General features: G+C 40.8%; 18 protein-coding genes. 5 read left to right on the plus strand and 13 right to left on the minus strand.

The annotated features are described in order from the left end of the window. Nucleotides 1-194 precede the first annotated feature (194 nt). Both N780_RS10780 and N780_RS10785 read right to left on the minus strand, forming a co-directional pair. Complete coding sequence (locus tag N780_RS10780) at nt 195-1,748, minus strand: DNA cytosine methyltransferase (RefSeq protein ID WP_036783656.1); 1,554 nt, start codon at nt 1,746-1,748, stop codon at nt 195-197. After that, nucleotides 1,738-2,991, minus strand: coding sequence for a DNA cytosine methyltransferase (locus tag N780_RS10785; protein WP_036783658.1), 1,254 nt, complete (start codon nt 2,989-2,991; stop codon nt 1,738-1,740). The genes N780_RS10780 and N780_RS10785 overlap by 11 nt, the downstream gene beginning before the upstream one ends. A gap of 257 nt (nt 2,992-3,248) precedes the next feature. Here N780_RS10785 and N780_RS10790 point away from each other — a divergent pair, with 257 nt between their 5' ends. Continuing rightward, nucleotides 3,249-3,692, plus strand: coding sequence for a very short patch repair endonuclease (locus tag N780_RS10790; RefSeq protein ID WP_036783660.1), 444 nt, complete (start codon nt 3,249-3,251; stop codon nt 3,690-3,692). An 81-nt stretch (nt 3,693-3,773) separates the two neighbouring features. Here the strand turns inward: N780_RS10790 and N780_RS10795 are convergent, their stop codons facing one another. The 5 genes from N780_RS10795 to N780_RS10815 all read right to left on the minus strand — a co-directional run bounded on the left by N780_RS10795 (nt 3,774) and on the right by N780_RS10815 (nt 9,058). Continuing rightward, a complete protein-coding gene (locus tag N780_RS10795) occupies nt 3,774-5,081 on the minus strand; it encodes an LlaJI family restriction endonuclease (protein WP_036783662.1) in 1,308 nt (435 codons plus the stop codon). A gap of 4 nt (nt 5,082-5,085) precedes the next feature. After that, nucleotides 5,086-6,474, minus strand: coding sequence for an McrB family protein (locus tag N780_RS19240; RefSeq protein WP_052115016.1), 1,389 nt, complete (start codon nt 6,472-6,474; stop codon nt 5,086-5,088). Between the two features lie 21 nt (nt 6,475-6,495). Beyond that, nucleotides 6,496-7,164, minus strand: a complete 669-nt coding sequence (locus N780_RS10805; RefSeq protein ID WP_036783663.1) for a hypothetical protein — start codon at nt 7,162-7,164, stop codon at nt 6,496-6,498. Nucleotides 7,165-7,558: 394 nt separating this feature from the next. Further along, the gene (locus N780_RS10810; RefSeq protein WP_036783665.1) at nt 7,559-7,825 is read right to left on the minus strand and encodes a hypothetical protein; all 267 of its coding nucleotides are present in this window, start codon (nt 7,823-7,825) and stop codon (nt 7,559-7,561) included. A gap of 234 nt (nt 7,826-8,059) precedes the next feature. Beyond that, nucleotides 8,060-9,058, minus strand: coding sequence for a helix-turn-helix transcriptional regulator (locus N780_RS10815; RefSeq protein ID WP_036783667.1), 999 nt, complete (start codon nt 9,056-9,058; stop codon nt 8,060-8,062). 301 nt (nt 9,059-9,359) lie between these two features. Here N780_RS10815 and N780_RS10820 point away from each other — a divergent pair, with 301 nt between their 5' ends. Continuing rightward, a complete protein-coding gene (locus N780_RS10820; RefSeq protein ID WP_036783669.1) occupies nt 9,360-9,647 on the plus strand; it encodes a hypothetical protein in 288 nt (95 codons plus the stop codon). A gap of 45 nt (nt 9,648-9,692) precedes the next feature. On the opposite strand, the gene N780_RS10825 is transcribed toward N780_RS10820, so the two are convergent. Together N780_RS10825 and N780_RS10830 are read right to left on the minus strand one after the other, a co-directional pair. Continuing rightward, nucleotides 9,693-10,277, minus strand: coding sequence for a DUF4352 domain-containing protein (locus tag N780_RS10825; protein ID WP_084599530.1), 585 nt, complete (start codon nt 10,275-10,277; stop codon nt 9,693-9,695). 143 nt (nt 10,278-10,420) lie between these two features. Then, nucleotides 10,421-10,636 (minus strand): hypothetical protein, encoded by a 216-nt coding sequence (locus N780_RS10830; protein WP_036783674.1) that lies wholly within the window; start codon nt 10,634-10,636, stop codon nt 10,421-10,423. 279 nt (nt 10,637-10,915) lie between these two features. Here N780_RS10830 and N780_RS10835 point away from each other — a divergent pair, with 279 nt between their 5' ends. Beyond that, nucleotides 10,916-11,422, plus strand: a complete 507-nt coding sequence (locus N780_RS10835; protein WP_036783677.1) for a YcxB family protein — start codon at nt 10,916-10,918, stop codon at nt 11,420-11,422. A gap of 57 nt (nt 11,423-11,479) precedes the next feature. On the opposite strand, the gene N780_RS10840 is transcribed toward N780_RS10835, so the two are convergent. Together N780_RS10840 and N780_RS10845 are read right to left on the minus strand one after the other, a co-directional pair. Beyond that, nucleotides 11,480-11,914: an OSTA/TMEM184 family protein gene (locus tag N780_RS10840; RefSeq protein WP_036783679.1), complete on the minus strand. Its 435-nt coding sequence runs from the start codon at nt 11,912-11,914 to the stop codon at nt 11,480-11,482. 58 nt (nt 11,915-11,972) lie between these two features. Further along, complete coding sequence (locus tag N780_RS10845) at nt 11,973-12,815, minus strand: winged helix DNA-binding protein (protein WP_036783681.1); 843 nt, start codon at nt 12,813-12,815, stop codon at nt 11,973-11,975. A 183-nt stretch (nt 12,816-12,998) separates the two neighbouring features. Here N780_RS10845 and N780_RS20170 point away from each other — a divergent pair, with 183 nt between their 5' ends. Together N780_RS20170 and N780_RS10855 are read left to right on the plus strand one after the other, a co-directional pair. After that, nucleotides 12,999-13,640: a lysozyme inhibitor LprI family protein gene (locus N780_RS20170; RefSeq protein ID WP_052115017.1), complete on the plus strand. Its 642-nt coding sequence runs from the start codon at nt 12,999-13,001 to the stop codon at nt 13,638-13,640. A 292-nt stretch (nt 13,641-13,932) separates the two neighbouring features. Continuing rightward, nucleotides 13,933-14,211, plus strand: coding sequence for a hypothetical protein (locus N780_RS10855; protein ID WP_036783683.1), 279 nt, complete (start codon nt 13,933-13,935; stop codon nt 14,209-14,211). A 5-nt stretch (nt 14,212-14,216) separates the two neighbouring features. On the opposite strand, the gene N780_RS10860 is transcribed toward N780_RS10855, so the two are convergent. After that, nucleotides 14,217-15,254, minus strand: a complete 1,038-nt coding sequence (locus N780_RS10860) for a serine hydrolase domain-containing protein (protein WP_052115018.1) — start codon at nt 15,252-15,254, stop codon at nt 14,217-14,219. Between the two features lie 202 nt (nt 15,255-15,456). Continuing rightward, entirely contained in the window at nt 15,457-16,710 is a 1,254-nt protein-coding gene (locus N780_RS10865) for an aminopeptidase (RefSeq protein WP_036783685.1), read from the minus strand. Nucleotides 16,711-16,829: the final 119 nt, after the last annotated feature.

A 16,829-nucleotide genomic window follows, 5' to 3' on the forward strand; every position in this document is an offset into this window, starting at 1 on the left:
CATTTTACAAGTATATGTAATTTTAATACCAGTAATATTTTATCATACATGGAAGAATAAATTGAACACTCCAAGCATAAGTGATATAGGTAAATACTACCTAGTCCCCATATATTGACCATACAAAAAAAGGTGTACAAAAATATGTACACCTTTCGAAAGTTCTATATTTTAATGAGCAGTTAATTAATAGTTTATTGAAATAACTCCATCTGAACCTGACTCTTACTCAATCTGTCTAAATACCCTTTAATCACAGAAGCAAACGCCCTAGCCATCAACGGAGGCACAGCATTCCCAATCTGCATATACGTTTTCAAATAAGGCCCTAAGAACACAAAGTCATCAGGAAATGACTGCACCCTCGCTGCTTCTCTTGGAGTCAGGCTCCTTACTTGAGTCGGATGAATATGAGAATGGCAATCCATTTTCATATGAGCCGTAATCGTTCGGGAAGGTCTGTCAGCAATGAGCTTAAAGTATTTATCCTTGAAGATGTGACTCCTGTGCTGGTATGGCATAATGTCAGCGATTCGTTCGCTTGTACTGTCATCGCCTTGAGCCATTCGTCTGTAGATCTCCAAGTTATTCTCATTGTTGTAACGTGCTTTATGATTGAAGACGAGTGGTGAAATTGTTTGTTGATTGATGATATCGAGGTAAGTGTTCGAGCCGTAGTCATTGCGGTCTACCTTTTTACCGGATATTTCACTGTCTACTTCTGTCATGTTCTTCATTTCACCAGATTCAAGAGGTTTAATTTCCTCAAGAGCATCTGACAGAGTAAACTTCGGCTTTCCTTCTGTCTGTTCCATCACGTCTGCTACAATCTTATCGTAATCAATCTCGATGGTCTCTTCCACATCGCTTCTGACACCAATGTAAATTAACCGTTCACGGTTTTGAGGTACGCCGAAATCGTGAGAATTAAATACTTTGTAATCGATATTGTAATGGACTTCCTCACCATTTACATCTGCCTTTATACGGTTAAAGTCCTCCACAACCTGATCCGCCACTTTCCTCATACCTTTAACGTTTTCCATCACGACAAACTTTGGCTTAAGTTTTTCTACCGCACGAATGAAATACTTATACAGTACGTTTCGGGGATCATCGATAATACGCTGCTGGTTGGCTGTGCTGAAAGATTGGCAAGGAGGGCCGCCGATTACGACATCAATGTCTGTATCCACGTAGTCTTCTATATGGTCTACTACATTTTTAATATCATCATTTACAATTTTGTGACTCGGCACTTCCGGGTGATTAAACTCATAGCTTTTGGCGCTCAGTTCATCTATTTCATTAACAAGCTCTATTCGGAACCCCTTCTGTGAGAATCCAAGACTGAGCCCCCCCGCTCCTGCGAAGAAATCTGCCACAGTGAATGGGTGTGTTTCTTTAACCTGTTGTTGCAATTCAGCTCGATAACTGTTGTAGAACTTCTTTAACAAGTAACCAGTTTCAGCTTTCTGCTCATGGTAGAACGTTAAGACCTGTAGAAGACGTTCAAAATCCGATGTCCCAATGGTCTTTTTTACTAAAGGTAACTCTTCTTCTGAATTAATAATCCCCATATCTATTAGCTCTGCAGCTGCTTTAGCTGAATCAGCTTGAACATCTTCTAACGAGAGTTGACGAAGGCTTGAATATTCTTCGATCATACGGATGATCAACTGAACTTTTTCAAGGAAGAATTTCTTTCTCTCCTTCAATGATTCTTCGGAGATATTCTTAAAAAGCATGAGTCTTGCTCCTTACATCTTGAGTTTCTTGAATCTGAATTAAATAGTGTTTAATGGTGTTGGCAATTTGTTTAGCCATCAGAGGTGGCACTGCATTGCCTACTTGTTTGTACTGTTGAGTACGAGAGCCCATAAATTTAAAGTCGTCAGGGAATGATTGAATCCGGGCTGCTTCCCTCACGGTAAAGGTTCGGGCCTGAGCAGGGTCAGGGTGGATAAATTGGTTCCCATCTTTATATAGGTGAGCAATGATGGTTCGCCCCGGTTTATCCGCACGCTGAACGACATAACTGTTATTAAACAAACGCTTTTTAGCATGAACTAAATGCGGGGCATTCTCATACAGTTCGCTTAAGGTCCATAAGTTCTGACTCATCAACCTGTATCGCTCCATGTCCTCTTCATTGTGCCCACGCGCATGGTGATTATAAAGGTATCCAAAATCCGGATTCCTCAATTCACTCGTATACCGGTTCAGATCCGAATTGTAGAATTCAATCTGGTCTTTCCCCTCACCTGGATGAAGCTTAGGCAAATCACTAATCGCTTCTCCTACTGTAACGTAAGGAGTCAGATTCTCATCAGGAAAGCCATTTATATCGTGGTGAGTATAAGGAATCGACTCATAAATCTCTTCTGGAGTAACATCAAGATCTTTACGTACTCCGATAATAATGACACGCTCACGTGTTTGCGGAACGCCGTAATTTACAGAGTTCAATACAATCTTTTTCAGATCCTTTGTTACCTGATAATTCTCAGACATACGGTCCAGGATTGTGTCTATGATTCGCTTGTCCTCAACATGAGCATTCAAAATCCCTTTTACATTCTCAAAAACGAAAATTTTCGGGTTAAAGTAGTTGATGATATCAATGTAATTCTCAAACAAGTAATTACGAGGATCATTCTTCATTGAATCAGGATCTTTGGCTCGTCCAAGTGAAGAAAAGGACTGACACGGAGGACCTCCGACGACAATGTCTACTTCTTCTTCACCGACAAGATTTGCCACCTTATTCGGGATCTCTGGATTCGTCATATCCTCGTTAAGTACAGAAGCCTGAATTTCTTCTTCACTATAGTTGTAGTAGCGCATCCGCTCTTTTAACGTCTCACAGGCATGAGAATCAATTTCCACGTGTGCCATAGCTCTGAAGCCAGCTTGGTAGAACCCTTCACTGAATCCTCCGCAGCCTGCGAATAAATCTATAAAATTAAATTGCTGTTCTTGAAGATCCATTCAACAGCACCTCCATACTTATCTATTCATCTATAGTTGTTATTATTTATCTGATCGTTTATCAATTCTAGAACATTATGATATTATAACCGATTTCGCTATATAATTTAAGTGGCCTAACTATTAAATTATTTCCTTTTCTACTATTTCGATTATACCACACAAAACGTATGTTCGCTTAAGAGTTGCCTCGTTTAATGACTACCAATTGCAGGAATACTATACCTATACAACCTTTCATATAAAGGAGATAAACCATGAGTGATGTCCATTCTCCACAAGTACGCAGAAAGAATATGAAAGCCATTAAAGGAAAAGATACCTCAATCGAAACCAATGTTACAAAGGAGTTATGGAAACGGGGATACAGGTTCAGAAAGAATGTGAAAGATCTATACGGAAGCCCCGATATAGCCATTAAAAGATATAAGATTGTCATCTTCCTGGACTCCTGCTTCTGGCATGGCTGCGAGATTCACGGGAACATGCCGAAGAATAACCAAGAGTTTTGGTTTCACAAGTTACAACGCAACAAGGAAAGAGATGAAGAAGTGAACAGTTACTACTTTAATAAAGGTTGGCACGTCCTTCGTATTTGGGAACATGATATCAAATCCAACCTATTGTCCACCGTGGATTCCATTGTGGATTTTATTGAGGATGCTAAAGAGCGTGAACAAATAAAGAAATTTATACGATAAAGGTCCTGCCGGAAGATTGGCAGGACCTTTATTATTTATTGAAGAGAATATACACTGTCGGCGTGGAAAGTATTATTTGTGTTATCTCTCATCATAAACGAGTGAAAGATTGAACTCAGATTGATTCAAGTAAGATCTATACACTTCTTTGGTATTTAACCTTACTAATTGAATATCTTTCATATCTCCCATGAATGGCAGCCGAACAGACCCAAATACTTCGCTTTGCATATAAGACGGCATTAAGAATACATTCTCCCATTGATAGCCATCAAATTCAGGAGATAGCTTCAACGCTTGCTCGTACAAATATTGCTTGGAGACGTCTCCCACTCCCGGAACGTTGTTTTTTAATTTTCCCCGATGATCAAACGTTGTCGTGTAATATTTGGCATCCATAATATAGAACCGCTTATGTTCTTTATCATTTCGGAGAATGTCAGGAATGATTGTCTCTGTTTCAGTCCCCCTACCTGTTCTGGCATCTGTCCAGATAGGTTTTGGAATATAGGATTTGTAATCATCATATTGGTTATGGAGCACGTAACCGAGAACCTTTTCCCAGACGACATGGAACGTTCTGGTTCCAAATAGTTTTAAGTGGTCCCAGGCGTTTGCTCCCTTTTCTCTTGCCAGGAAGAAGTATAATGTTTTAAGAATGGACAGCTTCTGATCTGAGAACTGTTGGTGCATTTCATTTTCAATATGATATAAAGCATACTCCAAGCTCCCAATCTCTTCCCACTCCACTTCAAAGTCCAGAGGAGGATAATTGAAATAATCCAAGAAAGACAGCTCACGCATATATAAACTGCATTCTGTCAGGACGTATTTGTGAATCAGCCTTACAAAATCTTCTTCATCATTAAAGGTCGCTTCTGTAACCAGATCAAGATAGAAGGGCTGCCCGTTACTCATGTACGCATCATGCTCTTCTATTGTCTTATTCCAGTTAATCTCGCCTTCACCATTCAGTTCATACAACTTTTTCTCATTTGAATAAAGTCCATTCTCGAAATAATCCCCAAGAATAAAATCTGCCGTAGCAAGATAGTTAAAGTTCTCCTCTGTCACTTCATCTCCCATGGTATCCAATTCATATTCATCAAGGTTCTCGCGTTTCGCATATTCCATAAAAAGAGACATCAGCGCGTTAGCATGGCTTTTATCTGATACATCTTCAACATACTTTGGCAAGCAGAAGACAAACTTCTCGTGCCATTCCATGAAGCCAACATAGGAGACACTGCACACATCACTCCGCTTCCACTCTAGCATTCTTAATCGTTGCATTTCTGCGAGAAAGTCTTCCCACTCATTCGAGTTTAGTTCCAGTTTTTGTTTCAATTCACTTGTCGTGTATGGCTTCAATTCCTTTAAGAATACCACCTGATTACTCCTGTTCTGCTAAGGCTTCTGTGAATGCGTCTGAGAACACATTTTCCTCGTCCTCAATGTACGCTGTCACAATTTGCGAGAATGATGGGTATTTGAATAGTTTCGTCTTATCCGTTTTAAGGATATCCTCAGCCAGATACATCAGCAATTTGTTTTGGAAGACTTTCTGAAAATGCTTGTCAGAGGCTTCTAAATCCGTCTTCTTAATAAAGAATGGACCAATTAATTTATCCTCTTTAATATTTCGGACATGCTGTAGTAAGTAATCATTCAGGGTTCTGCGGAAATGATTCCACTTCATCGTGCCGATTCCCTTAATGGTAATGTCGATGTCTCCAATCTTTTCTTCACTCGCATTAATGCTAATAAATTCAAAATCAAATCGGCGTTTGAATGCACTATCTAGTGGAAAAACTCCTTGGTCTGAGGTGTTCATCGTCGCCCAGATATATAGGTTAGAAGGAAGATGGATCTCATAGTTTACTAGATCCGCATCTGTCTGAGATTCAATATATTCCTTCACCTCTTCTGAGGCAACAATATTGTATTCACTCTTCCCATCCTCGTTCCGATCTAGTAACTGAAAGATATCGCCAAAGACAGCCGCTGTATTCGCGCGGTTGATTTCTTCTATAATCAAAACGTAATTTCTTTCCGGATGGTTCATGGCTTTAGTGACCGTACGTAACAAAGGACCGGCAACAAGATCATATGTAATCTTACTCTTATCCTCTTTCATCGGGCGAGGTTTATAGGCGCCTACAAACTGTCCATAGGAGAAATTAGGATGGAAGGTAACCCGTTCATAATTCGAGCCGAAATATGTCTTTCTTTGCTGGTCGATTTGATAACTCTTTCCTGTGCCTGGTGCACCAAATACGATCCAGTTATGAGGTAGATGTTCATCCTGAGGGTTCTTCTCAGGTGCTACATAATCTTCTTTCGTTTCATGAATCACGGGTTGTTCAGTTTTCACTTCATAACGATTTGAAAAGTCTTCAAACATATGTGAGAACAACGTGTTAAATGATGCTTCAGATATTTGATGCAATTGTCGATGATTATTACTTTCTAACAGATTATAAGTTTCTTCATCTACTTGCTGCATCTTTCGCATAGTAAGCCCATAACCCGTTTCATAGCTTTTGTGCAACACTAAGTGAGTATGATCAACACCAGTCACTTCAAGCATATACCTGATTTCACCTACTGGCTTGTCAATAAAAACAAGTATCTTATCACCTGCGTTTATGGACTGTTCATCAAGTATGTTTCCTCGTTCACTCGTTGAATCCAGACTCATCTTAAAGCGTATGTCCGATTTAGATTCTATTATGGAAAATGTGTTCATTATTGCTTCGATTGATAATATCCAATAATTCATGTGCGGTCTCCTTTAGTGTGTTTAGGTTTCAGTATCTATTTCGTGAAATTTCCAATCATATGGTTTCGCCATTCTAAACGTTCCATCTTCTTCTCTTTCCAAGATGATCACTTTCAGCGGTCTATCTTCATAAAAATGTTCAATTCCTTCAAATTGATACACCGGTGTTTTCTTAGTAGATCCACTTCTAAGGAAAACATCTTCCTTATAGTTTATATCAATTGCAACAAAGACATTATTGTCCTTAATTTGAATAGAGCTCTCGTTTGATAGAAACCGTTCGAAACGTTCCGGGTGCCAAGTGTAATAAGCATTTGTTTTATTATGATAACGGAGAATCATTCTTTGATCATATTTAATATAATCCATAAAGTACTGCGGCTCTTCGCCGTCCATAAATCGTTTCTCCAATATGACCTCATCACCTGCATCAAGTGCCTTGTTCCTTACATATTCTGCGAACTCTTTTACAATGCGGCATTCTGCACCGCTTCTGGGAAAGGTCACTTTCATGCTGTATTTATCACCAGTCTCTTTATCAGTAACATCAAATTCTTCCGCATGGTTTTTAGTGAAGAAAGCATTTATTACTTCATCTCCCCGTTTAGGAAAATACAAATAATAATCGTTTGTCCCTGATTTCCCTACATTTGTTAAGCTTAACTGGCTTATAAATGAAATTACTCTCATCTTGAGTCTCCCTTTACTTTGATCTCTCTATTATTATACCCCTTGCCTGACATACCTCACTCTATAATGATCCAGGGGCGCTTGCCAACATGTGGAAGCTTTAAAGTAGCGTGGGGACGCTGCTCCCTTATGTTTATGTATGGATGATCTGTTACCTTTTCAATACTCTTTCATGCAAAAACGTCAGAGAACATGCGTTTCTCTGACGTTTTTTTGTGTTTGTTCTCTATAAAAAGTCATAGATTTGCGCTATCTCTACCTTATGCCCATGTAAACAGATGAAATCGTAATAGATCGACCTTCTCTAACTTTCATTGCTATTATGTGAGAATAAAACGTCAGATATGAAGGCGGCGGGACAAGGGACCTGTCCCCATATCCCATAGCTTTTTATCTAATCCTCTTTAAAATACTCCTCAATCTCCTGCCCCATAACATCCCACTTCGACTTCAGCGAAGCTTTAGGGACATCATAGTGCTTCTCATATTTACACATCTTACAAGAACAATTCATTCTCGCTTTATCCAAACGACCAGGTTCTTTAGCCCATGGGTGGTCTTCATTCCCATCCACGGCCCCCCATACGTTTTTCACGATGTTTAATTTTCTTTGAATCACTCTGTTTCGTTGATGCCTGTAATACGCTTGACTACGTTCCATGTTTCCACGTCCTCTCCTTGAGATCAATACCATCCCGCAGAGAGACCCAAGGAATCACTACATCTCTACAGGAAGGTATTAAATGACGTGGTTAGAACAACAGGAACAATAATATTGATTAATTCCATATATTCAAACCTCCCGTGTGTCTATCATATCATTTTGCCCCTATTTAAGTCATATCTGTTAAACTTCTAGACTCTTCTTGGTCATTAAAATATAGCTATATATGAATCATTCGTACTCCTCTAAACCATACCCCTCACACATAGCCAGAACTTCCTCCCGAATCTCTTCCTTCAACTCTTCAGGCGAAACGACCTTAGCCTTCCGCCCCCACTGCATAATCCAAGCAACTAACCCCGTACTCATCTTCGCCTTCGTTGAAAGCAAAAAGTGCTCTTCATCGACTTGCTGGATGGAGGCTTCTAGGCCGAATCGGTCGAGGACGACGTTTAGGAGCGAGGCGTGGAATTGAACCTTGATCCAGGTGTTCTCGCCTGCGAACATGTGGAAGCTTTGGTCAACGTAGTCCTGGACGTTGAAGTCTTCTTTTCTGAAGCGTTCTTCTGAAAGCCGAATGTTTCGTATGCGGTCTAGGCGGTAGTGGCGCATTTCTCCAGTGCCGCGGAACCGGCCTATTAAATAGTAGAAATCATTTTGCCAGATCAGGGCATAGGGTTCGACTTCATACGTGCTGCCTTCTCGGTTGTATTCGAACTCTTTCTTCATATTGTATTTTCCGTACTGGTAGTGGAGGACCTTTTGTTCAGCGATGGCTCTATGTACATGATCGATGTTTAGCTTCACAAGCTGATAGCCATCATCTGCTGATTGGTTGAACAACACAGGGTCGGGTAATTGCTTGGCGATATGTTTACTCGTCAGCTGCTTGATCCGCGGGATTAAATCCTTCTTCTCTTTCTCTGTAATGAACTTGGCTGAGAGAACAGCGTCGATCAACAGACGCAAGTGGTACGTTTCAAAGACTCGGTCCTGGTAGCTGTACATCATCTTCCCGAATTCGCCCTGGTTCTGGATCACTTCGACCCCTGCTTCCGCAAGGACTTCCATGTCACGTTTTAACGTTCGGTTATCAAACTTAGCCTCTGAGCCAAAGACTACCTTCAGTTTTTCTTTAATCTCTTTAATGCTTAGTTCGTGATATTCGTCGGTTTCTTGGGATAGGATCTCTTGAAGCTGCAATAACCTGGTATTGTTGTTTAGTTCCAAATGTGAGACCTCCTCTTTCCTTTTCCAAATTCTATTGTAATGCTCTATTTCTTCCAAAACTACCCTTTGAAAGAGATTCCTTGTTTTGGCAATCCTCTCCCCACTTATGATCGGCATTTCTTTCAGTTTGAGATTCTACTATTCAATTGTTTTATTTATCCAGATTAGGGTACTAACCTATAACGAATGCACGCATACACTTGGAAGGATTGCTTCCTTTTTATAGTTTTTCACCTCAGAGCTCTACCTACATACATGTCGACCTTTCATTTAGCTCTTGAACAATTCTGGGAGGGGTAAGATGGTAAATGGTTTGATGCTGGTATTGTCACTGATCGGGCTCTCCATTGTTCTGAATGGGATCGCGATGGTTAAGACTGAGGTGAGAAAGAGTCCCGTGAAGAGTATCATGATGATCTGCTTAGGTGTGTTAACCCTCGTTTTCCTTTATCTCGTTCCTTACAGCTTCTGGCGCCTAACAGGTTCCCACGTCAATTGGGGTGGTATGCTAGCCGTTGCTGCAGCTGGGATCAGTGTTATCGTATATGTTCGCTGGCTTTACATGGTGAGAATCAATAAGACTTCATGATAAAAATAAGCCCGATCCCGCCACTTGGGAGGAGCGGGCTTTTCGTTAGTTCAAATTAATGTTCACACTCTTCGTTCCCCAGAAACCTGCGTCAGCTTTGAGTGTTAGATCACTCATTTGTACGTCAGATCCTACCTCAAATACAATCATTCCTTCTTTCTTTAGACCTGGGTTGATCTCTTCAAAGAACAACATCTTATCTGTTGGAATGACCATCATAAGATCTCCATCGTTCTTCGGGCTGTATTCTGTTCCATCATTACTTACAAGGGTAAAGAACTCTGAGTCTGTCGTAATGGCTTCGCTCTTGCCGTTGTTAATTGTTACGTCTAACACGATAAACTGATTGTCTGTTGTGACAGGTTCTGTGTACTCATCGCTACCTTCAATCGTTGTTTTAGACTCGGCATTCGTTACCGTGAAGCCAATATCATCGATCGTTGCCGTTTCACCGATTCCGATCGTTTCTGTTTGTTCTTCTTTCGTCTTTTCTTTTGGCTGGTCATTCGATGTACCTTCTGTTGATGTCGTTGTGGAGTCATCCCCACCGGTTGCAACAGCGATAATAATTCCAATCACTACAATCGCTCCAATAATTGTTAAGCACCCTGAGAATAGTTTCTTCATCATTCATTCCTCCTGTTTCTTTGTTACCCTCATCATATAAAAAAGGGTGAGCAAAAATATGCTCACCCAACACGTGTTCTCTTTCTTTCATTTTTATTCGGATATCAGGGATTCAACCAACGAACGTAAGTCGATTCGACAAGTACCTATTCGATCTGATGCTCATCGTTGTTCGAGGCGTTCCATTTCTTGTCGCGCATCAACATGATGTCGGATACGATCGCCCATAACGTAAGAAGCAATACTCCTCCTATAATATAGAAGTTAGGGCCGAGCGTAATGGATGGCACAATCAAACCTCCGATACCTACCTTCAGAGCAAATTCGGTGAACTTCCACTTCGAGTTTGAACGTTTTCTCATTTTCCTTACTCCTTTCTTCAATATGTAGAATAGGAAGAGCCGGAACGGATTTAATCTGACCTCGTTTTATATATAAGTAGTACGTTACGGAATTCACTAATATCTACAACCATAACATGTAAATAGGAGGCACTCTATATAGCGATGAGTAGGGTGGTCGTTTAGTAAAAGGGATTACCCTAGCTACTCAAAGTGCCTCACTTTATGACCAATGACCTATGAGTTTGTATGACCATCGAAAAGTTCGGGTATAGATTACTAGCTAAAGGAGTGGTTGTTTTGGAAAATCGTGAGTCTGTTACCGTGAGCGGAACCATTACATTGGATGAATTCAAGAAATACCAGGCCTATCATGTACGGAGGATCAACCTGTCCTTTTTCTTCGTGCTTCTGGTGATGTTTACATTTATGTTCGTAAGTGTGATTGATGCGATATGGTTTGTAAGCATCTGGTTTGCGGCTTTGTTCGCTCTTGTTCCATCAGGTCTCTTTCTCCTTTCCGTAAAGGTGTTTAACCGGAACCGTGCGAAGAAAGAGTTCGACAGTGATGCTGTCGCGCATAAAGAGATGACTTACACGTTCAGTGAGGAGGGGGTTCAGCAGAAAGGGAGACGCTCTGATAATTATTATGAATGGAGTGACTTCTCCTCATTTCAGGAGACCCCCGAGTTGTTCCTCCTGTATGTATCGAAGCGTAAAGCGATTGTTTTGCCGAAGCGATTTTTTGAGAACCAAGAGCAGCAGGAGCAGTTTAAACAAATCGCGCGAGAGCATGGATCCAGGTAAATAACGTTTCCAACTTAAGCGGCACAATAACAGACCCGTGCCGCTTCTCTCTTCCCATTAAAAACTCATCTCCCAAATCTGATAAAACATCACGAGTATAAATACGATAGGTACAAGAACGGCAAGGGGAACAATCACCTTTCGATACTTGTACACGAATGAAGATTTGTAGTGACTCCGATCATTAAACTTCTCTCTTGATTCCTTATGGAAAGCTGTGCGGAGCATGTATACGAACCCTGGGATAAAAAACGAGATGAGTACGGCCACGAACAGGTAAGGCCTGATCTCCTCAAGTGTCAATCCGTTCCGTCTCAAGTTCTCACTGATTAAAAGGATTGCTGTGATTGGAACCATTAAGACGACCCGGATCATATGTCTGTGCTTCGTTTTCTTCTCTTCCTTCGTACTGCTTTTATAATCGTTGAACACATAGATCCCGTATAAGAGCAGCGCTATAAAAGCTATGAATGAACCGATGATGAAAAGCATAACCTCTCCCCTTTCCCTCTTCCTCTACGATGCTCTCCCGTTATACGTTTCACCCGGATTAAGCTTCATCTAACCAATTATAGTAAACAGAACCACTGCACTGAATCGTTTCCCTCCGCTTCTCTTGACGCAAAGACTCAAGAACACAGCTATACAAATACCCACAGAATTCCTTCTTAATCTTGCCTTGTTTGTAAAGGAAGATCGCTTGCTTGAATGTACGCGTGATGCCCTCCAGGTACGCCTCAATGCTCTGATGCATCTGTTCTCTTTTGTAAGCTCTATAAATGCATTCCCATACCCGGTCGACTTCTACAGGTGTGAAGAATGGCTTTGCCTCTTCAACAAAGGATGTTGGGATGTAAGAAGGCAAAAAGGTGTAATCCATATCGAACCTGAAGCCGGCTCTTCCTTCGATCTTCTTAGTCTTTAAAGATTGTTTCTCTCCCTGCTTATTCTCTGCTTCCTTGTGAAATTCAGGCGTAGATCCGTTGGGAGACGTGAATTCCGCCTCGACCGGTACCGTATCAACTGCCGTGTCAGGTAGGGTGTCATCGCACGGTGTAAGAAATGCTTCTTGAGGCTGAAAGAGTAATAGATTCACGCCACGTTTACCGTTTGGGCGGATGGTCGCCACTCTTTTAATCAAATTCATGTTCTCAAAACGATTGATCGTGCGAATGACCGTACTGCGGCTGCGTCCGGTCGTTGAGACAATCGTGTTTACTTTGGCGAATGAGACACCAGGATATTTGACCGAATGACGCCATATGTATGTCAGGATCTCGAGATTCCCCTCAGATAGCTCCCATTTATATCGACGAAGAAACCCTCTTACGTGTTGGTCTAATTCCGCAACGGATGAGAATGTTTGGTACTTTTTAAGATGATTGATGTTCATCGACTCCACCTACTTTGTCCTTTTACATCTATAATCATCTTCAGGGGGCAGTTCGGTGTCTATTCTTTGAATCTTTTTTATAGAGTTAGCAAGAAGAAAATAGGAATATATGGTAAAATAAACCTCATTGTGGGCAAAATCGTAACCGAAAAGCCTGCATGAGTTAATGAAGGGGGCAGGAATATGGGAAAGATCCGCAAAGGAGGTCTTTTTTCTACGGGACTTCTTATCGCATTCGTCTTTTTGCTTACATCATGTGATGAGGGAACAAAGAATACGGATGGCACTTCCACTGAACATCAGGAGAACCAAACCTTAGCTCAGACTGAACAAGAAGACAAAGAGCAAGAAACAGAAGCAGAGAGCGCGAACACAGAAACACCTGTGAAAGAGACATCCGATAAGACAGAGAAGACAGAACAGGAAACAACGGTCACAGAAAGTACCTCTGATACAACAAACAAACAGTCGATGCTAAAAGACATGTATGTGGAAAAAATCGAGGAGGCCAGAGCCGAAGTGGCGAATCTAGAACCAACAGATTCCTCGACCTATGCTCTGAAAAAAACGGAAAACGACAGATGGAAGATTTGGGATAATTTATTGAATGAGACCTACCGCGTCCTTGAGGAACAATTGCCTCCTGAAGAAATGGAGCGTTTAAGAGAAAAACAACGCGAGTGGCTTACATACAGAGACAATAGCGCCCTTGAAGCGTCGGAAAAGTTTAAAGGCGGCACACAGGAACAGCTGGAATATGTGAGTGTGTTGGCAAACTTGACTGAGGAAAGGTGCATTGAACTTGTGGAAGGGTATATGAGTTGAGGAGAAGCGCGGGGACGGTTCTGATCCTTCCTTATATTAATAGATGGAGGATCTATTACCTTTTCAATCCCGTTTCATACAAAAACGTCAGAGAACATGCGTTTCTCTGACGTTTTTTGTGTTTGTTCTTTATAAAAGGTTACAGAGAAGGGCTATCTCTTACCTAATGCCCCCTGTATACAAATGAAATCGTCATAGAACGATCAGAAGTCGTCATAAGATAAATAACTTTCAACCCTTTAGTCCATATTAACCTTAAGCATCGTAAGATTAATATGATGGAGGAATAACGTTGAAAGATGAAGTATTTAGCAACCAATCAATTATTAATGATTTACATATGGAAGAGAATTTAGAAAAGGTTCTGACTGCTGATTTTCTAACACAACAAAGTCAATACAATAATTTTGAGGAATTTAAATATTACTTCCCTTTCCATATTTCCGAGTTACAAATCCCCTACAAAAACTTTCAAGGAGCAGTTTTAGACAATCACATCAGTGATACAACAGATTTTGATAACTGGGAGGAATTTATATACGCAGCAACCCAAACATACTATTTGTATTGACCCACTTAAACACCCGTTGTACTTGTCTTTATAGAACATTTATAAACAAGGTCTCCAAATGAGCGGATGTCTTTGAGATAATCGTATCCTCCTGAAGAACCATACCGATTGAACATTCTCACTGCTACTATGTTTTCCTCTGGGATGACTAGCAGAGCTACATTTGTGTAGCCAAGTAATTGATAGGAACCCCTTGGCACTGCATCACCTATTTGGTTAAAGCTATGATTCGTATCTTTTACAAACCATAAACATCCATTCTTATGGATAGGAAGTTCCGGGTTAGGCGTCTGTATGGATGTTGCCAATTGAATGATCTCTTTCGGAATAAGCTGTTGATCTCCCCATTTTCCTTCTTTTAAATGAAGATATCCCCATAACGCCAGCTCCTGGGCAGACACATACATATTCATTCCAGAACCATCCACTACATCAGTTACAGTCCAATAGATGTTATCAGAATCTCGGATGGTGTTCGTAATTTTTGAGTGAGGCTGACTCATCTTAATCCACTCTGTTGATTGGAAACCAACTGGATCAAAGACCTCATCTTTAACAATATCAGCAACGGACTTCCCTGTAGTTTTTTTAATTATCATGGTCAGTAAATCAATACTAGGGCCTCGGTATGCCCATGATTCACCTGGATGAAAGTCACTAACTAATTGGCCGTCAACTATATGTAATCCATGTGTGTGAGTTAACAAGTGACGAATGGTTACCCCTTCATATGGGGATAGATGAGAATCTTCCACAAACTGTGCTACCGGATCATCCATAGAAAAATAGCCATGATATATAGCATAAGCCGCTGCAAATCCGATATAAGCTTTTCGGACAGATGCGATGTGGAATTGAGTATCTACTTGAACCTCTCGAGCATCACTTGCATGTGACTGTTTACCAAAATAAGACTCTGTTACGACTTTGTCATTTTGGATAATAAAAAGCGCGCCACCACTTGCTCCTAGTTTTTCAGCACTTTCTTTTACATGAGTATGTACATCCTCAAACAAGTTTGTGTAATCATGGTTTAACTGCAAATCATTCGCTCCCCTTCAAAATTAATAAATGCCTTTTATGATTGGAGACACTGGCCCCTTGAAGCGTGGGGACGGTTCTAGTGCTTCCTCAAGTTAATAAATATCAGCTCCGTTACCTTTTCAGTACTGCTTCATTTAAAAACGTCACAGATGGATGCCGCGGGACAAGGGACCTGTCCCCCTATCCCTTGCTGTAGACGATTTAGAATCGGAAATCCCCATCCTCCATTAGCAAGTCATCAGTCCCATCTTCTTGAATGCCCACTACTCTCATATCTTCGCTACCAAAGGTCACATTGACTGCTAATAGTGAAGTATTCAGACCGGCAGCCTTCAACTCTTCCTCAGATTGGTTAGAGCTATTTTGAAGATTGGAGGGAGATGCATTTCCGATGCCGATGTGACAGGACGTATTTTCATCAAACAATGTATTGAAGAATAGATTATCTGCCTGAGCAAGTGGAGATTGATTAGAGACCAAAGCGATTTCACCTAGATAATGTGAACCTTCGTCTGTTTCGATCAGATTTTGTAACACTTCTTGGCCCTTTTCGGCATAATAGTCTGTAATCCGTCCATCTTTAAAAATAAGATAAAATCCATCGATGATACTTCCTTCATAGATAAGAGGTTTAGTCCCTACCAATTTGCCATTCACCTTATTTTTATGAGGAGCCGTAAATATCTCTTCCGTAGGAATGTTCGGAAAGAAAGGGATACCTTCTTGATCTATGACAGCTCCTCCGATATAGAGATGGTTATCAGGCAGCCCCACTAATAAATCTGTTCCCCGGCTATTTGTAAAATGCAGAGCTTTGTATTGGCTCTCGTTTAAGGTTTCTTTTCGAGATTCGAAGGCTCTATGATGATTCTTCCAATCTTTTATAGGATCTTCCCCGTCTGCGCGAGATCCTTTAAAAATCAAGTTCCATAATGAGTGTAAAGCTTCTTCCTTGCTTAGGCTCGGGAATACGTTCGTTGCCCATACTACGTTTGGGACCGCTAGAAGACACCAGCGTATTTCATGGGATCTAATTTTCGCATGATAATCTCTTAATTGGGTCCGAGAAGCTTTTTGGAACCGATTTATCCGGTCTGCAGAAACCTCCTTAAAGACATCTAGGTTTTCAGAAATAATATGGATGTAAGCAGCACCTTCATCCTCCCACTCTTTAAAACGGGCAGCCTGCCAATCAGGGTAGTGATCGATGAACCGATCTGCTGAATGTATGTAAAATTCTTTGGTAGATTGTTCATCTTTCCAATCTATATATACATTTGAAGCTCCTGTCTCGTAAGCTACCGTTTGGATGAGGCGTGCAAATGGAGCATTTTGTATATCACTATGAATAATCAACAATTGATCTTTCTGCAGATTTACACCAGCTCGTACAGCAAGTTCTGCATACTTTCTTAACTGTGCTTCCCTTATATGTTCGTATATTCCTTTTGTCATTTACTATCTCCCCTGTGAGGTTCTTATAATTACACCGTGAAATCCTTGCATACTTAAACGGACCTGCTCTTTTACTTCAATAAGAAAGGTGCGTTCTCCTTGTTAAGAAGCGCACCCTT

This window comes from Pontibacillus chungwhensis BH030062 (assembly GCF_000770675.1).
GTDB lineage: Bacteria > Bacillota > Bacilli > Bacillales > BH030062 > Pontibacillus > Pontibacillus chungwhensis.

Coding starts and splice junctions, on each gene's coding strand:
- N780_RS10780 (WP_036783656.1), bottom strand. CDS start 1,748: ATGCTTTTTAAGAATATCTCCGAAGAATCATTGAAGGAGAGAAAGAAA.
- N780_RS10785 (WP_036783658.1), bottom strand. CDS start 2,991: ATGGATCTTCAAGAACAGCAATTTAATTTTATAGATTTATTCGCAGGC.
- N780_RS10790 (WP_036783660.1), top strand. CDS start 3,249: ATGAGTGATGTCCATTCTCCACAAGTACGCAGAAAGAATATGAAAGCC.
- N780_RS19240 (WP_052115016.1), bottom strand. CDS start 6,474: ATGAATTATTGGATATTATCAATCGAAGCAATAATGAACACATTTTCC.
- N780_RS10805 (WP_036783663.1), bottom strand. CDS start 7,164: ATGAGAGTAATTTCATTTATAAGCCAGTTAAGCTTAACAAATGTAGGG.
- N780_RS10810 (WP_036783665.1), bottom strand. CDS start 7,825: ATGGAACGTAGTCAAGCGTATTACAGGCATCAACGAAACAGAGTGATT.
- N780_RS10820 (WP_036783669.1), top strand. CDS start 9,360: ATGGTAAATGGTTTGATGCTGGTATTGTCACTGATCGGGCTCTCCATT.
- N780_RS10825 (WP_084599530.1), bottom strand. CDS start 10,277: ATGATGAAGAAACTATTCTCAGGGTGCTTAACAATTATTGGAGCGATT.
- N780_RS10830 (WP_036783674.1), bottom strand. CDS start 10,636: ATGAGAAAACGTTCAAACTCGAAGTGGAAGTTCACCGAATTTGCTCTG.
- N780_RS10840 (WP_036783679.1), bottom strand. CDS start 11,914: ATGCTTTTCATCATCGGTTCATTCATAGCTTTTATAGCGCTGCTCTTA.
- N780_RS10845 (WP_036783681.1), bottom strand. CDS start 12,815: ATGAACATCAATCATCTTAAAAAGTACCAAACATTCTCATCCGTTGCG.
- N780_RS20170 (WP_052115017.1), top strand. CDS start 12,999: ATGGGAAAGATCCGCAAAGGAGGTCTTTTTTCTACGGGACTTCTTATC.
- N780_RS10865 (WP_036783685.1), bottom strand. CDS start 16,710: ATGACAAAAGGAATATACGAACATATAAGGGAAGCACAGTTAAGAAAG.